The organism is Brevibacillus agri (assembly GCF_004117055.1).
GTDB classification, from domain to species: domain Bacteria; phylum Bacillota; class Bacilli; order Brevibacillales; family Brevibacillaceae; genus Brevibacillus; species Brevibacillus agri.
In genome coordinates this window covers 5,170,117-5,189,768 of record NZ_CP026363.1, presented here as the reverse complement: position 1 = coordinate 5,189,768, position 19,652 = coordinate 5,170,117, and the positions used below count along the sequence as shown (strand labels likewise).

Annotated in this window: 15 protein-coding genes; 11 read left to right on the top strand and 4 right to left on the bottom strand. The window is 54.3% G+C overall.

Annotated features, from left to right (window positions below):
* Nucleotides 1-73 precede the first annotated feature (73 nt).
* On the bottom strand, nt 74-1,477 hold the full coding sequence (locus BA6348_RS25415) for a sensor histidine kinase (RefSeq protein ID WP_005833460.1): 1,404 nt from the start codon (nt 1,475-1,477) through the stop codon (nt 74-76).
* Nucleotides 1,474-2,175, bottom strand: a complete 702-nt coding sequence (locus BA6348_RS25410) for a response regulator transcription factor (RefSeq protein ID WP_005833461.1) — start codon at nt 2,173-2,175, stop codon at nt 1,474-1,476. Before BA6348_RS25410 ends, BA6348_RS25415 begins: the two co-directional genes overlap by 4 nt.
* A gap of 175 nt (nt 2,176-2,350) precedes the next feature.
* Between BA6348_RS25410 and BA6348_RS25405 the strand changes: the two genes are divergently transcribed.
* The 4 genes from BA6348_RS25405 to BA6348_RS25390 all read left to right on the top strand — a co-directional run bounded on the left by BA6348_RS25405 (nt 2,351) and on the right by BA6348_RS25390 (nt 6,625).
* Nucleotides 2,351-3,415, top strand: coding sequence for a DUF3048 domain-containing protein (locus tag BA6348_RS25405; protein WP_007778655.1), 1,065 nt, complete (start codon nt 2,351-2,353; stop codon nt 3,413-3,415).
* A 119-nt stretch (nt 3,416-3,534) separates the two neighbouring features.
* Nucleotides 3,535-3,825 (top strand): YerC/YecD family TrpR-related protein, encoded by a 291-nt coding sequence (locus BA6348_RS25400; protein ID WP_005833464.1) that lies wholly within the window; start codon nt 3,535-3,537, stop codon nt 3,823-3,825.
* 17 nt (nt 3,826-3,842) lie between these two features.
* On the top strand, nt 3,843-4,535 hold the full coding sequence (pcrB, locus tag BA6348_RS25395; protein ID WP_005833465.1) for a heptaprenylglyceryl phosphate synthase: 693 nt from the start codon (nt 3,843-3,845) through the stop codon (nt 4,533-4,535).
* Between the two features lie 272 nt (nt 4,536-4,807).
* On the top strand, nt 4,808-6,625 hold the full coding sequence (locus BA6348_RS25390) for an APC family permease (RefSeq protein WP_007778646.1): 1,818 nt from the start codon (nt 4,808-4,810) through the stop codon (nt 6,623-6,625).
* Between the two features lie 424 nt (nt 6,626-7,049).
* Here BA6348_RS25390 and BA6348_RS25385 read toward each other — a convergent pair whose 3' ends face one another.
* Nucleotides 7,050-8,120 carry a DUF418 domain-containing protein gene (locus tag BA6348_RS25385; RefSeq protein ID WP_026558487.1) on the bottom strand — a complete coding sequence of 357 codons (1,071 nt, stop codon included), beginning with the start codon at nt 8,118-8,120 and terminating at the stop codon, nt 7,050-7,052.
* Between the two features lie 191 nt (nt 8,121-8,311).
* On the opposite strand from BA6348_RS25385, the gene BA6348_RS25380 reads away from it, so the two are divergent.
* From BA6348_RS25380 to BA6348_RS25350, 7 genes are all read left to right on the top strand, one after another.
* On the top strand, nt 8,312-9,112 hold the full coding sequence (locus tag BA6348_RS25380; RefSeq protein ID WP_005836495.1) for a VanW family protein: 801 nt from the start codon (nt 8,312-8,314) through the stop codon (nt 9,110-9,112).
* 101 nt (nt 9,113-9,213) lie between these two features.
* Nucleotides 9,214-11,559, top strand: a complete 2,346-nt coding sequence (gene pcrA, locus BA6348_RS25375) for a DNA helicase PcrA (protein ID WP_122953193.1) — start codon at nt 9,214-9,216, stop codon at nt 11,557-11,559.
* 33 nt (nt 11,560-11,592) lie between these two features.
* Entirely contained in the window at nt 11,593-13,599 is a 2,007-nt protein-coding gene (gene ligA / locus BA6348_RS25370; RefSeq protein WP_005836487.1) for an NAD-dependent DNA ligase LigA, read from the top strand.
* Between the two features lie 94 nt (nt 13,600-13,693).
* Complete coding sequence (locus BA6348_RS25365; RefSeq protein ID WP_005836485.1) at nt 13,694-14,548, top strand: WD40/YVTN/BNR-like repeat-containing protein; 855 nt, start codon at nt 13,694-13,696, stop codon at nt 14,546-14,548.
* 31 nt (nt 14,549-14,579) lie between these two features.
* A complete protein-coding gene (locus BA6348_RS25360) occupies nt 14,580-15,647 on the top strand; it encodes a CamS family sex pheromone protein (RefSeq protein ID WP_005836483.1) in 1,068 nt (355 codons plus the stop codon).
* Nucleotides 15,648-15,896: 249 nt separating this feature from the next.
* Nucleotides 15,897-17,444, top strand: a complete 1,548-nt coding sequence (gene pruA / locus BA6348_RS25355) for an L-glutamate gamma-semialdehyde dehydrogenase (RefSeq protein ID WP_026558486.1) — start codon at nt 15,897-15,899, stop codon at nt 17,442-17,444.
* 201 nt (nt 17,445-17,645) lie between these two features.
* Complete coding sequence (locus BA6348_RS25350) at nt 17,646-18,506, top strand: MraY family glycosyltransferase (protein WP_235694734.1); 861 nt, start codon at nt 17,646-17,648, stop codon at nt 18,504-18,506.
* Nucleotides 18,507-18,602: 96 nt separating this feature from the next.
* Here BA6348_RS25350 and BA6348_RS25345 read toward each other — a convergent pair whose 3' ends face one another.
* Entirely contained in the window at nt 18,603-19,526 is a 924-nt protein-coding gene (locus BA6348_RS25345; protein WP_005836474.1) for a sensor domain-containing diguanylate cyclase, read from the bottom strand.
* Between the last annotated feature and the right edge of the window lie 126 nt (nt 19,527-19,652).

Here is a 19,652-nt window from a genome sequence, read left to right as displayed (position 1 = left end):
GCGCAAAAAAAGAGCGATTTGGCCTCGATGGTTGGTTGCATCGGGCGAATCGCTCTTTTTGCTACTGGCTCTGTCAGCCTTTGAACGAGACGGGAATCGTCATGGTGAAGCAAGGCCCGTCCGCGTCATTGCGGGCATCAATCGTGCCTTTGTGGGCTTCGAAGACGGCGCGGGCAATCGCCAGTCCAAGGCCGTGCTTGCCGGATTTGCCTTTGCGGAAGCGCTGGAACAAGTTCGGCAGCAGCGCCTCCTCGATAGGCGGACCGTCGTTGGAGATGCTCACGACTACGTTTTGCCCAAGCTGTCGGCCGGTGATGGTCAGCCGGCTTTTGGCATAGCGCAGTTGGTTTTCCATGATGTTGACAAAAGCGGTGCTGAGCTGCTCGCCGTCGCCTTCCACGATCAAGTCGGGGGGCACGTTCACTTGCCACTCTACTTGCGGATTGAGCACGGAGAGCCGTTGTCGCAGCAAATGCATCATCTCCGACAGGTCGACGCGTCCTACCTGCATTATTTGGGAGACGGATTCGATTTTGGTCAAATACAACAACTGGCCGACGACCTTTTCCAGCCGTTTGCTCTCTTCCATGATGATCGCCAGCCCTTTTTCCGCTTGCGGTCCCTGGAAGACGCCCTCGATCAAGCCTTGGGTATAGCCTTGAATGGCCATGATCGGCGTTTTCAGCTCATGGGAAATGTTTTGCACAAAATGGCGCTGTGATTCGTCGTATTCCTTCAACTGGTTTTTCATCGTATCAAATGAGCGGGCGAGCTGGCCGATCTCGTCGCCGCGATCCATCACGAGCGGAATGTCGAACTGGCGGCGGGCGATCTTTTTGCACAGCTCGTCCAGACTGCGCAGCGGCCTGCTCAAATATCCGCTGAACCAGACAGCGAGCAGCCAGCTAACGAGCAAAAGCAGGCTGAAAATCAGCAAAAACTGCCGGGTGAGGATCGCGTTGATCTGATTCAGCTCTTTTTCCTTGGAGAACAGCACCATGTAGTACGGAAAGCCGTGATAGTCCATGCGCTTGCTGACGAACAGGTAGTTTTCGTCGCCGCGACTCAACGTGCCGTGTTGCAGTTGGCCGTTCGGGTGCGCGGCAGCCTTGAGGAACAATTCCCGCGCTTCCTCATACGGAATCCGCCCGCTGCTGCTGCGGCTGCCTAGCTCTCGTCCGTTTTCGGCGTAGACGATCATGTCAAACGAGTATTCGTAGCGGGAAAGCAGCAATTGCAAAAAGTAAGGAGCCGCAGCCGGAACGGGCAAAAGCTCGTTGTGTTCATTGAAGGAAATATGCTCGGACAACGTGTAAAACTCGTCCTCCAGCAGCGCGTACGTGTTGGAGACGAGGTATTGTTTGACGGCCAGCGGATAGCCGATGCCAAGTCCAATGCCCAGTACACTCGTCAACAGCATGAACAAAATGAGAATTTGCCGGGAGAGCGGCAAGTTTTTCAGCCGAAATTTGCTCATACGCGCGTCATCCGGTAGCCGAAGCCATAGACCGTTTCGAGTGGAAACTTGGGCATTTTTTTGCGGATTCGCTTGACCAGGTCATCGACGGCACGGTCGGAGCCGATGTAATCCTCGCCCCAGATCGAGGTCAGGATTTGCTCGCGATTCAGCGCCAGTCCCTGGTTGTGCAAAAGGTAGACGATCAGCTCGAACTCTTTGGTCGTCAAATCAATCAGTTCGTCGCCTTCTTTTACTTGCCGTCCTTTTTCTGAGATCATATAAGGACCGACCGTTACCCAATCCTGGAAAGTCTGCGGCGACACGACGGCAACACCTGGCTTTTCATAGGTGCGCTGCAAAAGCTTTTTCGCGCGAATGACCAGCTCGCGAGGCAAAAACGGCTTGGCGAGATAGTCGTCGCTGCCCAACTCCAGACCGATGATTTTATCCACGTCCTGGTCGCGGGCCGAGATGAAAATGATCGGGACGTTCGATTTTTGGCGGATGAGCCGGAGCAGCTCGTAGCCGTCGATATCCGGCATCATGATGTCCAATATCCACAAATGGGGCTGAGTTTCTTCATCAAGCAGCGGCAGCACCTCGGTGCCGCTGGAAAATGCCTTGACCTGCAATCCGGCGCTTTGCAAGTACGATTGCAGCAATTCTAGCAGGTTGGTTTCATCGTCCACCAGATAGACAAGGTAGGGGGTGTTCATGGTTTTGCCCTCGCTTTGCATCTGTTTTCCATTATTATAGCATAGCCAAAAAACGAGATGTGTGGGAGGCGCGTAAGAGAATCGTGGAAAACGTGTGGAAGCAGGAATCCCCTCCGCTCTCGCGAAAAATGAAGAAGGGAAAAAACGGCACCGACAGATGGAAAGGAGCGATTTCATGAAACGACAGACGAAAACGTCACTCATGCTACTATCCTTGCTGCTATTTGTTACGGCTTGCGCCACGCAGCCGGTGGATACGCAGCCTACTCCGGCTCCAGAGCAGCCGACCGCTCCTACCGTGCAAACGCCGCCGGAGGCGAACCAACCGATCCAATACCCGTACACTGCCCCGTTGACAGGACTCGGCAGTCAGGAACGACTGGACAGCAAGCGCCCGATCATGGTCATGATTAACAACGCGCCGCCAGCGCGGCCGCAGACAGGGCTGAACAAGGCGGACATTATCTACGAAGTGCTGGCCGAGGGCGAGATGACTCGCTTTTTGACGATTTACCAAAGCCAGCAGCCGGACGTCATCGGGCCTGTTCGCAGCATTCGCCCGTATTTCATTCAGCTCGGCATCGGCTTTGACGCTGTGCTCGTCCATGCAGGCGGCAGCCAGGAAGCGCTGGAAACGCTGGCGCGGTCCGACTACAGCCATCTGGACGAAATCCCGAACGGCCGCTACTTCTGGAGGGAGAACTTCCGCAAAATGCCGCACAACCTCTACACCAAGCCAGAGCTGATCCAGCAGGCGATGGAGGACAAAGGCATGCGCTCAACCGCTGAAGTGCCTCACTTCACGTTCCTGCCCGCAGATGCAAAGATCAAGGAAGGCGAGCCGGCGACACAGGTGGATTTGACGTTTCACTCGTTGAACAAGGCTGCCTTTACATACGATGCCGAACAAAAGAAATACATGCGCTTCACGGCTGGCAAGCCGCATGTCGATCTGAGCGACAACAAGCAGCTTTCGACGACGAATTTGCTGGTCATCTCGGCCAAGCACCGCGTCCTCGACAGCGAGGGCCGCAGACAGGTCGATGTAGTCGGCCCGGGAGACGGTTATTTGTTCCAGCAGGGCAAAGCCCGCAAAATCAAGTGGAAGCGCAGCAACGGCGTCATTCGTGCCTACGAGGACGTTGCGCTGACGCAGGAGGCGCCGCTTTTGCCGGGAAATACATGGGTGGAAATCCTCCCGACTACCCCGGATCTGTCGCAATCGTTGAAGTTCCAGTAGGGATTGGGGCTTGCGGATGAAGGCGGTTTCTTCTAAGATTAATTGTAAGGCTTTAGTGCTTAAAAATTGTACAGCGAGAAACCGTCCGGAAGACGGAGACCATAATCGGGGTGACGAACATGCAACTGGAAAAACTGAAGGGGAAAGGGATTGAACAGCTTTTTGAAGCGATTCTGTCTCTGGAAACAATGGAAGAGTGCTATCAATTTTTTGACGATTTGTGCACGGTAAACGAAATGCAGTCGCTGGCGCAGCGGCTGGAAGTAGCGCGCATGCTTCGCAAAGGCTTTACCTACAACCAGATCGAAGCGGAGACCGGGGCCAGCACAGCCACCATCTCCCGCGTCAAACGCTGCCTGAACTACGGCAACGACGGATATCAGATGGCGCTGGAGCGCATTGGAAAATAGCTAGGAGGCAGGCAACGTTGATTGACTATCGCAGTTGGCGCCATACGTTTAAACTGGACCCGGACAAAACGATCGACGACGAGGCGCTGGAACTGATTTGCGAGTCCGGTACCGATGCGATTATTGTCGGCGGCACGTACGGCGTGACATTCGACAACACGCTCGATCTGATGTCCCGCATTCGCCGCTACGCGGTTCCGGCTGTGCTGGAGATTTCTTCGCTCGATGCGGTTGTGCCCGGATTTGATTCGTATTTGATCCCGCTCGTGCTGAATGCGGGTGATCCTGACTGGACGTTTACGCCGCACGTCACCGGGCTGAAAGCATATGGCGCCTATATTCACTGGGACGAGATCATTACGGAAGGGTATCTCATCGCCAATCCCGCAGCAGGAGTGGCCGAGCTGACGCGCGCGCGGCCGATCGCAGACGCCGCAGAAGCGAAGGCATACGCGCAAGTCGCGACCAAAATCTGCCGTTTGCCTGTCGTCTATTTGGAGTACAGCGGCACCTACGGCGATCCTGCTATCGTCAAGGCGTGCAAGGCAGGGGCCGACGAAGCCCACGTCTTTTACGGGGGCGGCATTCGCACTCCGCAGCAAGCGGCGGAAATGGCGGCGATTGCCGACACGGTAGTCGTGGGCAACGTGATTTATGACGACCTGCAAGCAGCTTTGGCGACAGTGGCTGCCGTGAAGGGTGAACAATAGCAGACAGAAGACGAGAGCCAGAATGATGGAAGGCTCTCTTTTTTTTGCGAAAGCATATATTTTGGAAGAAAATGGGTTGGGGCGCAGCCGCGTGACAGATCGTGCAGGCTGCTTTTTTGTTGCCTTGTTTAGCTGGAAGCGAGCAAGGTTCGGGTAGTCTGACATAAGAAAAAATGAGCAGCCGTGCATGATTAGCAGCAGGTGGACCGGTTCGTTTAATTTTGGAAACGGCGGGGAAACTAACCGAAAATCTGGTAAGGGGCAGAATATAGATGATATCCGATTTCAAGCGCTTCCTGATCGGAAGACCGATGAAAACAAACGAGCTTGCAGCAGAAAAATTAAGCAAAGTAAAAGCGTTAGCGGTCCTTTCATCTGATGCGCTATCTTCCGTAGCTTACGGAACCGAGCAGATTCTTCTCGTATTAATAACGGTGGGCGCTGCAGCGCTATGGTATTCCATCCCGATCTCGATTGCCGTTGTCGGCCTGTTAACTATCCTGATTTTGTCCTACCGCCAAACGATATTCGCTTATACGACAGGCGGCGGAGCATACATTGTGGCAAAGGACAATTTGGGAACCACGACAGGGCTGGTTGCAGGCGGTTCCTTGCTCGTGGATTACATTTTGACTGTGGCGGTGAGTACGTCCGCTTCCACAGACGCGATTACATCGGCATTTCCGGCTCTGCATGAACATCGCGTGCTGGTTGCCCTTCTGATGATTTTCATTGTCACGCTCTTGAATTTACGGGGCATCACGGAGTCGGCTACGATTTTAATGTACCCCGTGTATTTTTTTGTCGTAGCCATTCTCGCCTTAATCATTGGCGGCGTGTATCAATGGATAGCCGGGAACGTTCACACGCCATCTCCCGAATACGGCGCAGTTGTTCCAGGCATTACGTTATTCCTGCTTTTGCGGGCTTTTAGTTCAGGCTGCTCGGCATTGACAGGGGTAGAAGCTGTCTCCAACGCCATTCCGAATTTCAGGGAGCCAGCACCGAAAAACGCAGCTTTGACGCTTATCACCATGGGATTGATCCTTGGCATTATGTTCATGGGAATCAGCCTGCTGGCTTACGCGTACGGGATTGCGCCGAGTCCAAAGGAAACAGTAGTGTCGCAAATCGCTTCAACGGTTTTTGGGCGCGGAATCCTGTACTACTTCATTCAGGCTGTTACAGCGCTTATTTTGTTCCTTGCAGCCAATACGGCTTTTGCGGCCTTTCCTTTGCTTGCCTTTATGCTGTCGAAGGACAGATTCATGCCCAACATGTTTATGGTCCGGGGAGATCGTCTGGGGTTTTCGAACGGAATCATTTTTTTGGCGATTCTTTCAGGAATCTTAATTATTGCGTTTCAAGGAGAAACAGAAAATCTGATCCCGTTATACGCGCTTGGTGTGTTTATCCCGTTTACGCTGTCACAGGCAGGGATGATGAAGCGATGGATCACGAAAAAACCGCCAGGCTGGCTCACGCCTTTTCTGATTAATACGTTGGGCATGCTCACGACCTTGACGATTTGCCTGATCTTCTTGCTTACCAAGTTCACGCAGGTGTGGTCGATTTTTATTTTCCTGCCCATCGTCATTTTTATCTTCCGCAAAATTAACAGGCACTACAGAGATTTGGCCGATGAGCTGCGGCTGGATGTTGAAACCGATAAGCCGGAGCCAAAAGGCAGTGTCATTGTGATCCCGGTGGCGGGCATATCGCAGGTGGTAAAAAACACGATCAGTTATGCGCAATCATTGACGGACGACATCGTGGCTGTCTATGTAGGATTCAGTGATGAGGACATGAAAAAAATGGAGGAAAAATGGGCGCAGTGGAATCCGGGAGTGCGCTTGATTGTTTTGCGTTCGCACTACCGTAGTATCATCAGGCCGTTGTTTAAGTTTATTGACACGGTGGAATGGAAAAAGGCCGAAACCGACCATGTTACGGTCATGATTCCACAGTTTATTACAAAGCGCTGGTGGCATAACCTGCTGCATAACCAGACGAGTTTGCTGATTCGGGCGTATTTATTTGCCAGGCAGGATGTGAAAATCGCTACGGTGCCGTATCGGTTGAAGAAGTGAGGCGTTGCATTTTTGTTGCAGTTGTCCAAACACCTTCCGCACTAGAATGGCAGTCGCGATCAGCGTGAAACCTCCAACGAAAGGCTTAATTCGATTGTCGAAAAGAAACCGCCGAATTTGTACATTCTGGCGGTTTTTAGGCTGCTATCTTTATTTTTTTAATTCCTCTAGCAACTTTATGATTTTGTCGTTTTGTTTGGCTATGCTCCTTAAATTAAACGCAGCAGCTAACAGAAGAGTCACTATTTCAGGCATGTAGAAGACTTCCAAAATAGTCATCATCTTCATCTCAATAAGTAGGATATCGGGTATAGGTGAAACGAGCAATCCATCAAAAGAACGGATTGCTCATTTTTTCCAAATTCACTTCGAAGAGGAAGGGCCAGAAGGGTCAATACTGTTAAATGCAAGCCCTAGCAAGCTATCAGGCGCGCCCCCGCTCCTTGCTGCCCTTCAAAAGAGGCGTCACCCGCATATACGTGCATACGCGCCACACCCATTCCAGCGGCCCCATGCGAAAGACCGACAGCCACAGCATGCTGCACGCCATTTGCAGCGCGTAAATGCCGAGACAAATGAGCGTGGACTGCCAGTAGCTGAGCGTGCCGTACCAGCCAAACAAATAGCCGCCAGCCAAAATCAGCACCGTCTGTCCCACGTAGTTCGTCAGCGCCATCCGCCCGTAGCTGGTCAGCGGCGCCAGCGCCTTTTGCACGCTGCGGTGCTCCAACAGCCGGATCAGCGTCGTTGTGTAAAACGCCGACATGACAAAGCCTGTCGAGGTCAGGGCGATCGTGTAATACGTAAGCTCCAGCAGTTGTTGCTCCGAGATATCGTCCACGACGATCGTCTGGGCCGACATGAACGGATCGGATGGCAGGAATTGATACTGGGCGTACAAGCCGAGCAGCGTGAGCGCGAAGGCGATTCCTTGCACCTTTTTGATCGCGGGCAGGAAGCGGGGAATGTCCTGAAAAACCCCGAATTGCCCGACGGACAGGCCGAGAATGAACAGCGGCAGCACGAGAAACGGCTTCACGCCTGTGGCGCAAACCAGGATGGAGAGAATAAGACCGATTGCCAGATTTGTTTTAGCGCGCAGGCGGTAAAAAGGCATCAGCATAAAGCCGAAGATGGCGTAAATGAACAACGCTTCTCCCGGATGAAACATTTTGTGCACGAAGCCGAAGGCCAGAAGCGCAATCAATCGGCGAATGAACAGGGCGGTGCTGTTTGCGCCTTTTTCTTTTGCCCGGCTGACAAACAGATGGAAGCCGACGCCAAACAAAAACGAGAAAATCACGAAAAAGCGCGATTCCACGGCAAAGTTGAAAAACTGGAACAGCCAGGCGTCAACGCTGCCGGGAGCAGGTGTCTGCACGGAGAGAAGCGGCAATATGTTGACCAGGACGATGCCGAGCAGGGCGAACCCGCGCACGGTGTCCAATGTGTTGATCCGTTGGTTCCCGATGGGAGCAAAGGCTGACAAGCCGATCACTTCCTTTTTTCCATAGATGAATGTCCAAACAAAAACAGACACCTCTTCATCCTACCGCACAGGGAGGGGCGAGGAAAGAGAATTGGCTTACGACGCCCTTACAAAATCGGAAGGAGCCTTTTTCGCAACTAACGGGCCTGACGCGTCGTCTACATGTTATAAATCAGGAAAAAAGAGGAGGCGCGAGGATGAAGCCGATTGCGCGGGGAAGGTGGAGGCTCGCGGCAGGCATCGTCTATTACCGCGGGAAAAGACGGATTCAGTGGCTGGTGGGACGAACGAGATTCGCCCGCGAGAAAAAAAGCGAGCTGCTTTCGCATGTGCATTTTTCCCACCAGACGATATTGCTGCGGCGGTTGCAAAACGTCGAGATGTGGATGCAGCACAACAAAGTCATCAATTTGCGACTGGCGACAGCTCGCCTGGACAAAGTAATGCTGCGGCCGGGTGAAACCTTTTCCTATTGGAAGCTGATTGGCAAGCCGACAAAAGGAAAAGGCTACGTGGAGGGGATGCTGCTCTCGCACGGGCGCGTCACAGCCGGAATCGGCGGCGGGTTGTGTCAGCTCTCGAATTTGCTGTACTGGATGACGCTGCATACGCCCTTGACGGTCACCGAGCGCCACCGCCACAGCTACGACGTTTTTCCCGACGCCAACCGGACGCAGCCGTTCGGAAGCGGTGCGACCTGTTTTTACAACTACCTCGACTTGCAGATCGAAAACCGGACGAAGCAAACGTTCCAGCTTCACGTCTACCTGACCGACACGCATCTGGTCGGAGAGTGGCGCTCCGACATGCCCCCGACACGAACGTATGAGATTATCGAAAAAGAACACGCCATCACCCCGTCGATCTGGGGCGGCTACGAACGGAGCAATCAGCTTTACCGCAATGTGTATGCGCAGGACGGGACCTGGCTGGAACAGGAGTGGCTGACGGAGAATCGCGCCTATATGATGTACGAGCCGCTTTTGCCAAAAGGATGATCTTTCCTCGCCCGTTTACGAACTGGAACTCAAGTGCGATCTGTGCGAAAATAGGAACATATGCACTCGTCTAGGGAACGTGGAAAGGTGGACTTATACATATGGTTTTAGCAGAACGAATTACAGCAGGCTTGAACCCGCAGCAGCGGGAAGCCGTACTGACTACAGAAGGCCCTGTCCTGATTTTGGCCGGTGCGGGCAGCGGCAAGACCAAAGTGCTGACGCAGCGCATCGCGTACCTCATCAGCGTGAAACAGGTGGCGCCGTGGAGCATTCTCGCCATCACCTTCACCAACAAGGCGGCGCGGGAGATGCAAAACCGCGTGGCGGCGATCATTGGCGGCGCGGCGGCGCAGGATACGTGGCTGTCGACGTTTCACTCCCTGTGTGTGCGAATTTTGCGCAGAGACATTGACCGACTCGGCATCAGCCGCAGCTTTACGATTCTCGACGCGGGCGATCAGTTGTCGGTCGTCAAGCAATGCCTGAAGGAGCTAAACATTGATCCCAAGCAGTATGAGCCGCGCTCGATTTTGGCTGCCATCAGCGGAGCGAAAAACGAACTGACAGACCCGGACACTTTCGCCAGACTTGCCGGAGATCCGTTTGCGCAGGTCGCCGCGAAGGTGTACGAGGCGTACCAGAAAAAGCTGAAAAGCAACCAGTCGTTGGACTTCGACGACTTGATTATGACGACTGTTCGCCTGTTCAAAGAAGTGCCGGAAGTGCTCGAGTTTTACCAGAAAAAATTCCGCTACATTCACGTGGACGAGTACCAGGATACGAACCGGGCCCAGTACCTGTTGATCTCCATGCTCGCGGACAAATACCGCAACGTATGCTGCGTGGGGGACGCCGACCAAAGTATTTACAAATGGCGGGGCGCGGATATTTCCATCATCCTCAACTTTGAAAAAGACTATCCGGAAGCGAAGCTCATCAAGCTGGAGCAAAACTACCGCTCGACAAAAACGATTTTGCAGGCAGCCAACGAGGTGATCGCCAACAACAAGCTGCGCAAGGAAAAGAAGCTGTGGACGGAAAATCCGGGCGGCGACAAAATCATGTGTTTTCAGGGCGACTCCGAGCACGACGAGGCGTACTTCATCGTCGATACGATCCGCAAGCAACTGCCGCAGTACAAGCGCTACGACAAGTTTGCCGTCCTGTACCGGACAAACGCCCAGTCCCGTGTGGTGGAGGATGTGTTCATCAAGTCGAACATTCCGTACACGATCGTCGGCGGAACGAAGTTCTACGACCGCAAAGAGATCAAGGACATCCTGGCTTACCTGCGCCTCATTTCCAACCCGGACGACGACATCAGCCTGCAGCGCATCATCAACGTGCCCAAGCGCAATATCGGGGACACGACGGTTGAAAAGCTGCAAGCGTACGCCAATGCAAACGGCCAGTCGCTGTATCAGGCGATTCAGGAGGCCGCCTACATGGGGCTGCCGTCGCGCACGACGAATGCGATTTTGTCGTTTAACGACCTGATTACCAACCTGATGCAGATGACCGACTACTTGAGCGTGACCGAGTTGGTAGAGGAAGTGCTGAAGCGCTCCGGCTACCGCGAATCGCTCAAAGAGGATAAAACGATCGAAGCGCAGGCCAGACTGGAGAACATCGAGGAGTTTCTGTCTGTGACGCAGGAGTTTGAGCGCAAAAACGAAGACAAGAGCTTGCTCGCGTTTTTGACCGATCTGGCACTGGTCGCGGACATCGACTCGCTCGGAGAAGACGGGGAAAAAGAAGAGGTAGCGGAAAATGGGCAGGTTGTCCTGATGACGCTGCACAGCGCCAAAGGTTTGGAGTTTCCTGTCGTGTTCCTCGTCGGCCTGGAGGAAGGCGTGTTCCCGCACAGCCGTTCGTTGTTTGACGATGCCGAGATGGAGGAGGAGCGCCGCCTCGCGTATGTAGGCATTACCCGGGCAGAGGAGCGGCTGTACATGACGTGCGCACGGATGCGGACGCTGTTCGGCCGGACGAATGTGAGCGTGCCATCGCGCTTTTTGCAGGAAATCCCGCCAGAGCTGTTGGAAGGAAACCCTGCTGCTGCGGAGCGGAGCTTTGGCGGCAGTCGCGGCGGAGCATTCGGCCAGCGCGATCCGGGGGCGAGAGCGTTTGGCGCCACGACTTCGCAAGCAGGCGGCGGTGGCTTCGGCGCGACAAAGCCGGGCATGGCGCAGCGCTTTGCCGGAGGCTCTCAGGCAACGTTTTCCCGCCCAGGCATGCAGGCTGGCGACAAGCTACCCGGACACGGCCAGGGAGCCGGAGTGGATTGGAAAGTCGGGGACAGGGTGCAGCATGGCAAGTGGGGCACAGGCACTGTCGTCAAGGTCAAAGGCACGGGAGACGACATGGAGCTTGATATCGCGTTTCCAAGCCCGACAGGCATCAAGAAGCTGCTCGCGAAATTCGCACCGATACAGCGGACATAAGCAGAACTATCGCTAAAGTAAAGGATGAACGAGATGGATCGATTGACGGCGGAAACAAAAATCAAGGAATTGGCGAAACGAATTGAGCGGCATAATCGTCTTTACTACGAAGAAGATCGGCCTGAGATTACCGACCAGGAATACGATCAATTGATGCGGGAGCTTATCGAGCTGGAAACCCAGTTTCCAGAGCTGGCTTCCCCGGATTCTCCTACTCAGCGCGTTGGGGGGGAACCTTTGCCATTCTTTGAAAAGGTCGTGCACAAGACGCCGATGCTCAGCCTTGGCAACGCCTTTGGCGAAGCGGACATCAGAGATTTTGACCGCCGCGTCCGCCAGGCAGTGGGCAGCCAGGCCGTGCGTTACGTGGCAGAGCTGAAAATCGACGGGCTGGCCGTTTCCCTTCACTACGAAAACGGGGTGTTTGTCCGCGGAGCGACGCGCGGGGACGGAACGATCGGCGAGGATATTACGCAAAACCTGAAAACCATCCGCTCGATTCCGCTCAGGTTGACCAGGCCGCTGACATTGGAAGTGCGCGGCGAGGCATACATGCCAAAGGCTGCCTTTGAAAAGCTGAACCGGGAGCGGGAAGAACGCGGGGAACCGTTGTTTGCCAATCCGCGCAACTCGGCGGCAGGCTCGCTGCGCCAGCTCGATCCGAAAATTGCCGCCTCCCGTCAGCTCGACATCTTCATCTACGGCATCGGCGAGCTGCACGGCGAGACTGTCGAGTCCCACAGCGAGGGGCTGGACCTGCTCGAATCGCTCGGGTTCAAGGTGAATAAGGAGCGCCGCGTCTTCGAGGACGTCGGGGAACTGCTCGCTTTTATCGAAAGCTGGACGCAAAAACGCCCGAGCCTGCCTTACGAAATCGACGGCATGGTCATCAAGGTAGACAGCTACGCGCAGCAGGAAGAGCTGGGCTATACAGCCAAAAGCCCGCGCTGGGCCATCGCCTACAAGTTTCCTGCGGAGGAAGCGATCACGATTCTCGAAGGCATTGAGGTGTCGGTAGGACGAACCGGGAGCGTGACGCCAACGGCCCTCTTGAAGCCGGTCAGCCTGGCGGGCACGACGGTCAAGCGCGCTTCCTTGCACAACGAAGACATTATCCGGGAAAAAGGCTTGCTGATTGGCGACCACGTCGTCGTGAAAAAAGCGGGCGACATCATTCCCGAGATCATTGCGGTACTGCCGGAGCGCCGCACCGGGAACGAGACGCCGTTTGCCATGCCGACGCATTGTCCGGAGTGCGGCAGCGAGCTGGTGCGGCTGGAGGAAGAAGTCGCCCTGCGCTGCATCAATCCGATGTGTCCGGCGCTGATTCGCGAAGGCATGATTCACTTTGTGTCCCGCACAGCGATGAACATCGACGGACTGGGTGAAAAAGTGGTGGCGCAACTGTACCGCGACGGCATCATTCACAGCGTGGCAGACCTGTACTACCTGCACCAGCAGCGCGATGTGTTGCTCGGCATGGAGCGCATGGGCGAGAAGTCTGTAGACAACCTGCTGGCAGCGATTGAAGCGAGCAAGGAAAACTCGCTGGAGCGCGTGCTGTTCGGCCTTGGCATTCGCCTGGTCGGAGCCAAGGCAGCGCGTGTGCTGGCGGAGCATTTTGGCCATATGGACGCGATCATGCAAGCTTCCGAGGAAGAGCTGACGCAAATTAACGAGATCGGGCCGAAAATGGCAGCGAGTCTCATCAACTACTTCGCCCAGCCGCAGGCACAGGCCGTCATCGAGCGGCTGAAGGCGGCCGGTGTGAACATGGAGTACAAAGGCGTTCGCGTCGAAGCGGGGGCAGATTTGCCGTTTTCCGGCAAGACGATTGTACTCACGGGGACGCTGACGCAAATGTCCCGCCAGGAGGCAGAGGAAGCGATTGTCCGCCTGGGCGGCAAGGTGACGAGCAGCGTCAGCAAAAAGACCGATCTGGTCATTGCGGGAGAAAAAGCCGGCTCCAAGCTGGAAAAGGCCGAAAAACTGGGCGTAGCTGTCATGGACGAAGCCGGATTTTTGGAGATTCTCAAATAACAGCGCCGAAAGAGAAAACAGCGGCGACAGACGGATGAGCAAGGGAAGGGACGTGAAGAGCATGGGTAGCTTTAAGCGATGGGGAATAGGAGCAATGGCAGTGCTGCTCTTGGGCGGTTGCAGCGATGGCGGCGACGTACAGGAGAAGCCAGCTCCCTCTTCGGTTATGGCGGCTGCTCTGCAAGGTGACTTGACCTATCAGGACGTTTTGGAAAAGGGAGAGACGATTCATACGCTGGCGATGACGCCGGATGCTGCACATGTATGGGTGGGCACGCATGCGGGACTGTACAGCTCCACTGGCGGAGGCTTGTGGGGGCTGTTGTCGACGCAGTTGGAGCAGTTTGACACCGTCGGCTGGTTTGTGGACCCGGAAGATACCGCACACATTTATGTCGGTGGAAGCGAAGGGGTGCGACGCTCTGCGGACGGCGGGAAAAACTGGACCCCGGCGAGCAACGGATTGCCTGAGCCTGCTCAGATTCGCAGCTTTGCAGGTACGCGCCAGGGGGAAAAGGTTCGCTTGTTCGCCTTCGTGTCGGGCGAAGGCATCTACCAGTCGACAGACAAGGGAGGGTCGTGGACTCTCTGGCAGCCGATGGACCAGGAAGTATATGCCATGGATTTTGACCCGAACGAGAACCGTCTCTATGTAGCGGCACAATTCAGCTTGCTCTATAATGAAGAGGGGCAGTGGAAGACAGAGGAGATTCCGGAAGCAGAACAAATCTATTCTCTCTCCGTCAACAGGCGTACTGGCGTTCTCGCTGTCGCAACTGAAAAAGGCGTCTATGAAAAAATTGAGGGAGAGTGGCGTTTGCTCGATGCGCGCTCACCGGAAAAGCTGATCGTCATCGCCTCGGGCGACGGCGATACAAAATGGGTGGGAATCGGCGAATCGGCGCTGATCTACAAGCTCAGCGACAATCGCTGGACCAAATGGAATTAGTCCCATTTTTTCAAGACAAAAGGAGTAGCGTATGAAAGCGAAGTTTTTGACAGGATGCAGGTACGCAGCCGCGATTGTGCTCGCGATTGCAACCGCTGGCTGCTCGTTGCTGCCAGGGGGCAAGGATCAAGCGCCCGAGCCTACCGCGCCATCCTTGTCTGAAGTAGTGGAAGTGTCCGAGGATTACTACGGCAGCATCACGCCGTACAAGCCGAATTTGACGCGCGGCATGCTCAGCAGCACGAGATACCGGATTGATTTCAGCCACCTGGAGCTGGGCTTGATGGAGTTTGCCCGCGATACGTTCCCGACCTCCGAGTATTATTTCCAGGAAGGTCAAGTGGTGAAAAAAGAACAGGTAGCCCAATGGATTGCCCAGGAAAAGGCGAGCGGAACGAACGGGCAGCAGAAAAACGGCATTCTGGTGCACGTACTGGAGCATGACTACCTGAACAAAAAAGACAAACAGCTCGCCGGGATGGTGCTGGGCTTGTCTGTTTCGCCGAACTATCAGGATGCAACGGGCAAGGAAATGGTCTACACCCGGCAGGAGCTGCAAGCAAAAGGCCAGCAACTTGCCGCCACCATCGTTTCGACGTTGCGGGTGAGCACGCCGAACGTGCCGATGCTGATTTTGCTGTATCAGGTCCCAGAGGCAAATTCTTCGCTCGTGCCGGGCCATTTCATCATGTCCGGCACAGTGGCGGCCAACGATTCGGCCGTTTCGAAGTGGCAGCCGATCGACGAGGAGTTTTTCCTCTTCCCGAGCGCGGACGTCGAGAAAAAATACGCCCAGCAGTCGTTGCAGTACGACAAGCTGATGCGGCAAGCGCAGGCTTACTTCGGGGAGTACGTCGGCATGACAGGCGTGGGACGCTTTATGGATGGCAGGCTGACCGAGCTGACGATCACGGCAACAGCGGAGTACGACTCGCGGACAGAGGTTCTGCAGTTTACCCAGTATGCCGCCGGAAGCATCAACCAACTGTTCGACAAAAGTGTTCACGTCAACCTGTACGTCCAGTCGATGAACAAACCGCTGGCGATTTATATTCGCCCGACATCCGGCGAACCGTACATGCATCTTTATCGTCAATAAACGGACAGAAGCCCGATTTGCACCAGCCAAGGTGTGAATCGGGCTTTTTGTGCAGTGAATGAACAAAAGTGTATATCATTGAGCAGTTTATAAACATAAGTGTCAGATTTCGTTTTTTGAACTTGGCTGTTGTTTTTCGCGAAAAATGCAAACACTATCGTGGTCGAGCAACTCAGTATTAGTTGGTATGATCCTTGCATATATTTTATGAGTGATCTCAGGAAGAAATCGATAAGGAGGCGTCACCGAATGCAAGTTGAATTCAAAAACGAGGCGTTTACCAATTTTAGCCTGCCGGAAAATAAAAAGGCATTTGAAGAAGCACTCGCCAAAGTAGAAAGCGAGCTTGGCCGCGAGTACCCTCTCATCATTGGTGGAGAGCGCATTACAACCGAGAAAAAATCCCGCTCCATCAACCCTTCCAACAAAGAACAAGTAGTGGGCGTCGTTTCCCAAGCAGACCAGGCGCTGGCTGAAAAAGCAATCCAGACAGCAGCGAGCACTTTCGAAACATGGAAAAAGGTACCTGCACAGGCGCGCTCCCGTTATCTCTATAAAGCAGCAGCGATTCTGCGCCGCCGCAAGCATGAATTTTCCGCTTGGCTCGTAAAAGAAGCAGGAAAAAGCTGGCCAGAAGCGGACGCTGACACAGCAGAAGCAATCGACTTCATGGAATACTACGGCCGTCAAATGGATAAGCTGTCCCAGCGCCATGACCTGCCGCGCATTCCGGATGAAGACAACGAGCTGTACTACATCCCGCTCGGCGTAGGCGTAGTAATCCCGCCATGGAACTTCCCTCTGGCAATCATGGTCGGTATGACAACAGCAGCTCTCGTAGCGGGTAACACCGTTGTGCTGAAGCCTGCTTCCACTACACCAGTAATCGCAGCGAAATTCATGGAAATTCTCGAAGACGCTGGCGTACCAGCAGGCGTAGTAAACTTCGTGCCAGGTTCCGGCAGCGAAATCGGCGACTTCCTCGTAGAACATACGCTGACTCGCTTCATCAGCTTCACAGGCTCCCGTGACGTAGGTCTGCGCATCAACGAGCTGGCTGCGAAACATCGCCCAGGCCAAAAATGGATGAAGCGCCTGGTAGCAGAAATGGGCGGGAAAGACTCCATCGTGGTTGACAGCGATTGCGACATCGAGTTGGCTGCACAATCCATCGTTGCTTCCGCATTCGGCTTCTCCGGTCAAAAATGTTCCGCTTGCTCCCGTGCGATCGTTCACCAAGACGTGTACGATCAAGTGCTGGACCGCGTAGTCGAGCTGACCAACCAACTGACTGTAGGCGACGTAAGATCCAACGAGTTCTACACAGGTCCGGTTGTCGATGAAAAAGCTTACAACAAAATCCTCGAATACATCGAGATCGGTAAAACAGAAGGCAAACTGGTTGCAGGTGGCGAAAAAGGCCCAGAAACCGGCTACTTCATCAAGCCAACCGTATTTGCTGACGTAGATCCGCAAGCTCGCATCATGCAGGAAGAAATCTTTGGTCCAGTCGTAGCGTTCTGCAAAGCCAACGATTTTGACCATGCACTGGAAATCGCAAACAACACTGAGTACGGCTTGACTGGCGCTGTTATCAGCCGCAACCGTGCACACCTGGAGCGCGCTCGCGAAGAGTTCCACGTGGGCAACCTGTACTTCAACCGCAAGTGCACAGGCGCACTGGTTGGCGTGCATCCGTTCGGCGGCTTCAACATGTCCGGTACGGACTCCAAAGCGGGCGGACCAGACTACCTGCTCCTGTTCACTCAAGCAAAAATGGTTTCCGAAAAAATGTAAGAAAACGCACGACAAAGCTGCCTCCAAACGGGGGCGGCTTTTTTGCGCTCCTTTTGTCCACACTAATGGGTAAGAAAATGATGTGCGGGCAGGTGAGGGTAGCTGTTTACTTACATTGCTTCAGGACTCTCGACGTTTTTTCTCGTCTACTTGCTGATGCCGTTAGCGTACCGTCTGGCCTGGAAAACGAAGCTGCTGGACATGCCCAGAGGAAGAAAAGGACACAGCAGACCGATGCCTTTGTCCGGCGGGCTGGCGATGTTTGTCGGGCTGCTGTTGGTGACAACTTTTTTTGCAGGGGCGCAAAAAACGGTGGCAGTTTTGGCAGTCGGCGGTTTGCTGCTGGTGGTGATCGGCTGGGTGGACGACACCTTCAAAGCCCGGCAAAAAGATTTTCCGGCATTCCCAAAGCTGCTGGTGCAACTGGTGGTGGCCGTTCTCGCTTTTCTTTTGGATATCCGGTTTCGCGGCATCAGCTTGACGTGGCTCGGGGCGGAGGAAGGCGCGTACGTATCGTTTCCGTTGCTCGTTTCGTTGCTGGCGACGGTGCTGTGGATTGTCGGACTTATCAACATGGTGAATTTTTTGGATGGAGTGGACGGGCTGGCGGCTGGGGCGACATCGTTTTCCGCGATCACCTTGTTTTTTCTGTCCATGGCCCGGGGCCAGGAGGTGACCGCTCTGCTTGCGGTGGCGCTGGCAGGTGCTGCGCTTGCGTTTTTGCGCTTTAATTTTTATCCCGCAAAAATTTTCATGGGGGATGCCGGGTCGATGTTTCTGGGGTTTGCGCTCGGGGTAATCTCGTTAGAGGGCACAATGAAAGGGGCGACGCTCATTTCGTTGGTCGTGACGGTGCTGGCGCTGGGCTTGCCCGTCGTGGACACGATACAGGTGATGATTAGTCGGCTGTTGGCCGGATCACCCATGTACCAGGCAGATCGCAGGCACGTTCACCATCGGCTGATGTCGTTCGGGCTGTCGGCCAAGCAGACAGTCGTCGTCCTGTACTTGGTGAGCTTGCTGTTTTCCGTCCTGTCTGTGTTCCTGTTTTTATACGGGTGAGATCGTTATTGCCTTAACGTGGTGAAGCCATTGACAAAAGAGCGGCCGCCAAATGAGTTGGCGCAGCCGAAATCTATCCATAGAACGGCGAACGGCTCAGTTTTGAGCGGGATCGAAGAAAAAGAACTGGTTGCGTCCCGTCGCTTTCGCTTTGTACAGAGCCTTGTCCGCATTGCTCAACAACTGGTCCGCCTCGCTTGCGGAAACAGGGTAAAGCGCGATGCCGATGCTGGACGTAAATGAAAAAGTCTGGCCCTGAAAGCTCCACGGTTGCTGCAGCGAATGCAAAATCCGGGTCGCGACTTTTTCCGCCTGACGCTCGTTCTGGATGCCAGTGAGAATGACGACGAACTCGTCTCCCCCCAGACGCGCGACCGTATCCTGTTCGCGGACACAAGCCTGGAGGCGCTGGGCGAGCATTTGCAAAAAAACGTCGCCGGCGTCATGGCCCCAAGTATCGTTTATTTGCTTGAAATGGTCGCAATCGAGATAGAGGGCCGCGACCATTTCGCCGGACGCTTTAGCCTTTTCCAAAGCTTGCTGGAGATTGGCGTAAAGCAGGCGTCTGTTCGGCAAGCCTGTGAGCACATCGTGGTAGGCCATGTATTCGAGCTGCCTTTCCAGCTTTTTGCGCTCGGTAATGTCCCGGGTCACGGAAAAAACATGGGTGCAAACCCCTTCACAGTTGAAGACGGGAGAGAGGATCGACTCTCCGATCATGTTGCCGTTTGTCGTGAAGTGAGTGGGGCTTGCGTCTTCCACCGTCTGTCTGTACATGCTGTTGAGCAGGTCTGCTTTTTCCGGCGGATACACTTCCTCAATCAGCTTTCCGTAAGTGTCCTCAGTAAGACCTGCTCCTTTCATAGCGGCAGGATTCATCAGGACATACCGGAACTGGTAGGCCCCGTCGGCGTTTTTTTCCACAGCCATAAGGAAAAACATGTCCGACATGTGATGAAATAAGCTGGTCAAGATGTCGCCGTGCTGACTGATGAGAGTTGTGATATCAAGCTTCGCCATATCTGTAGTCTCCTGATTGTAGGCTTGTCCCATTATTATAGTATAGCAAGTCCGGGCAAGAAAATGATGAGACGTTGGTAATAGTGCAGGGTTTACTGGCTGTAAGTGGAGGTGGTAAAGTAAGGG

Coding starts and splice junctions, on each gene's coding strand:
- ligA (WP_005836487.1), top strand. CDS start 11,593: ATGGATCGATTGACGGCGGAAACAAAAATCAAGGAATTGGCGAAACGA.
- BA6348_RS25350 (WP_235694734.1), top strand. CDS start 17,646: ATGCCCAGAGGAAGAAAAGGACACAGCAGACCGATGCCTTTGTCCGGC.
- pcrA (WP_122953193.1), top strand. CDS start 9,214: ATGGTTTTAGCAGAACGAATTACAGCAGGCTTGAACCCGCAGCAGCGG.
- BA6348_RS25410 (WP_005833461.1), bottom strand. CDS start 2,175: ATGAACACCCCCTACCTTGTCTATCTGGTGGACGATGAAACCAACCTG.
- BA6348_RS25390 (WP_007778646.1), top strand. CDS start 4,808: ATGATATCCGATTTCAAGCGCTTCCTGATCGGAAGACCGATGAAAACA.
- BA6348_RS25365 (WP_005836485.1), top strand. CDS start 13,694: ATGGCAGTGCTGCTCTTGGGCGGTTGCAGCGATGGCGGCGACGTACAG.
- BA6348_RS25360 (WP_005836483.1), top strand. CDS start 14,580: ATGAAAGCGAAGTTTTTGACAGGATGCAGGTACGCAGCCGCGATTGTG.
- BA6348_RS25400 (WP_005833464.1), top strand. CDS start 3,535: ATGCAACTGGAAAAACTGAAGGGGAAAGGGATTGAACAGCTTTTTGAA.
- BA6348_RS25345 (WP_005836474.1), bottom strand. CDS start 19,526: ATGGCGAAGCTTGATATCACAACTCTCATCAGTCAGCACGGCGACATC.
- BA6348_RS25380 (WP_005836495.1), top strand. CDS start 8,312: ATGAAGCCGATTGCGCGGGGAAGGTGGAGGCTCGCGGCAGGCATCGTC.
- pruA (WP_026558486.1), top strand. CDS start 15,897: ATGCAAGTTGAATTCAAAAACGAGGCGTTTACCAATTTTAGCCTGCCG.
- BA6348_RS25415 (WP_005833460.1), bottom strand. CDS start 1,477: ATGAGCAAATTTCGGCTGAAAAACTTGCCGCTCTCCCGGCAAATTCTC.
- BA6348_RS25405 (WP_007778655.1), top strand. CDS start 2,351: ATGAAACGACAGACGAAAACGTCACTCATGCTACTATCCTTGCTGCTA.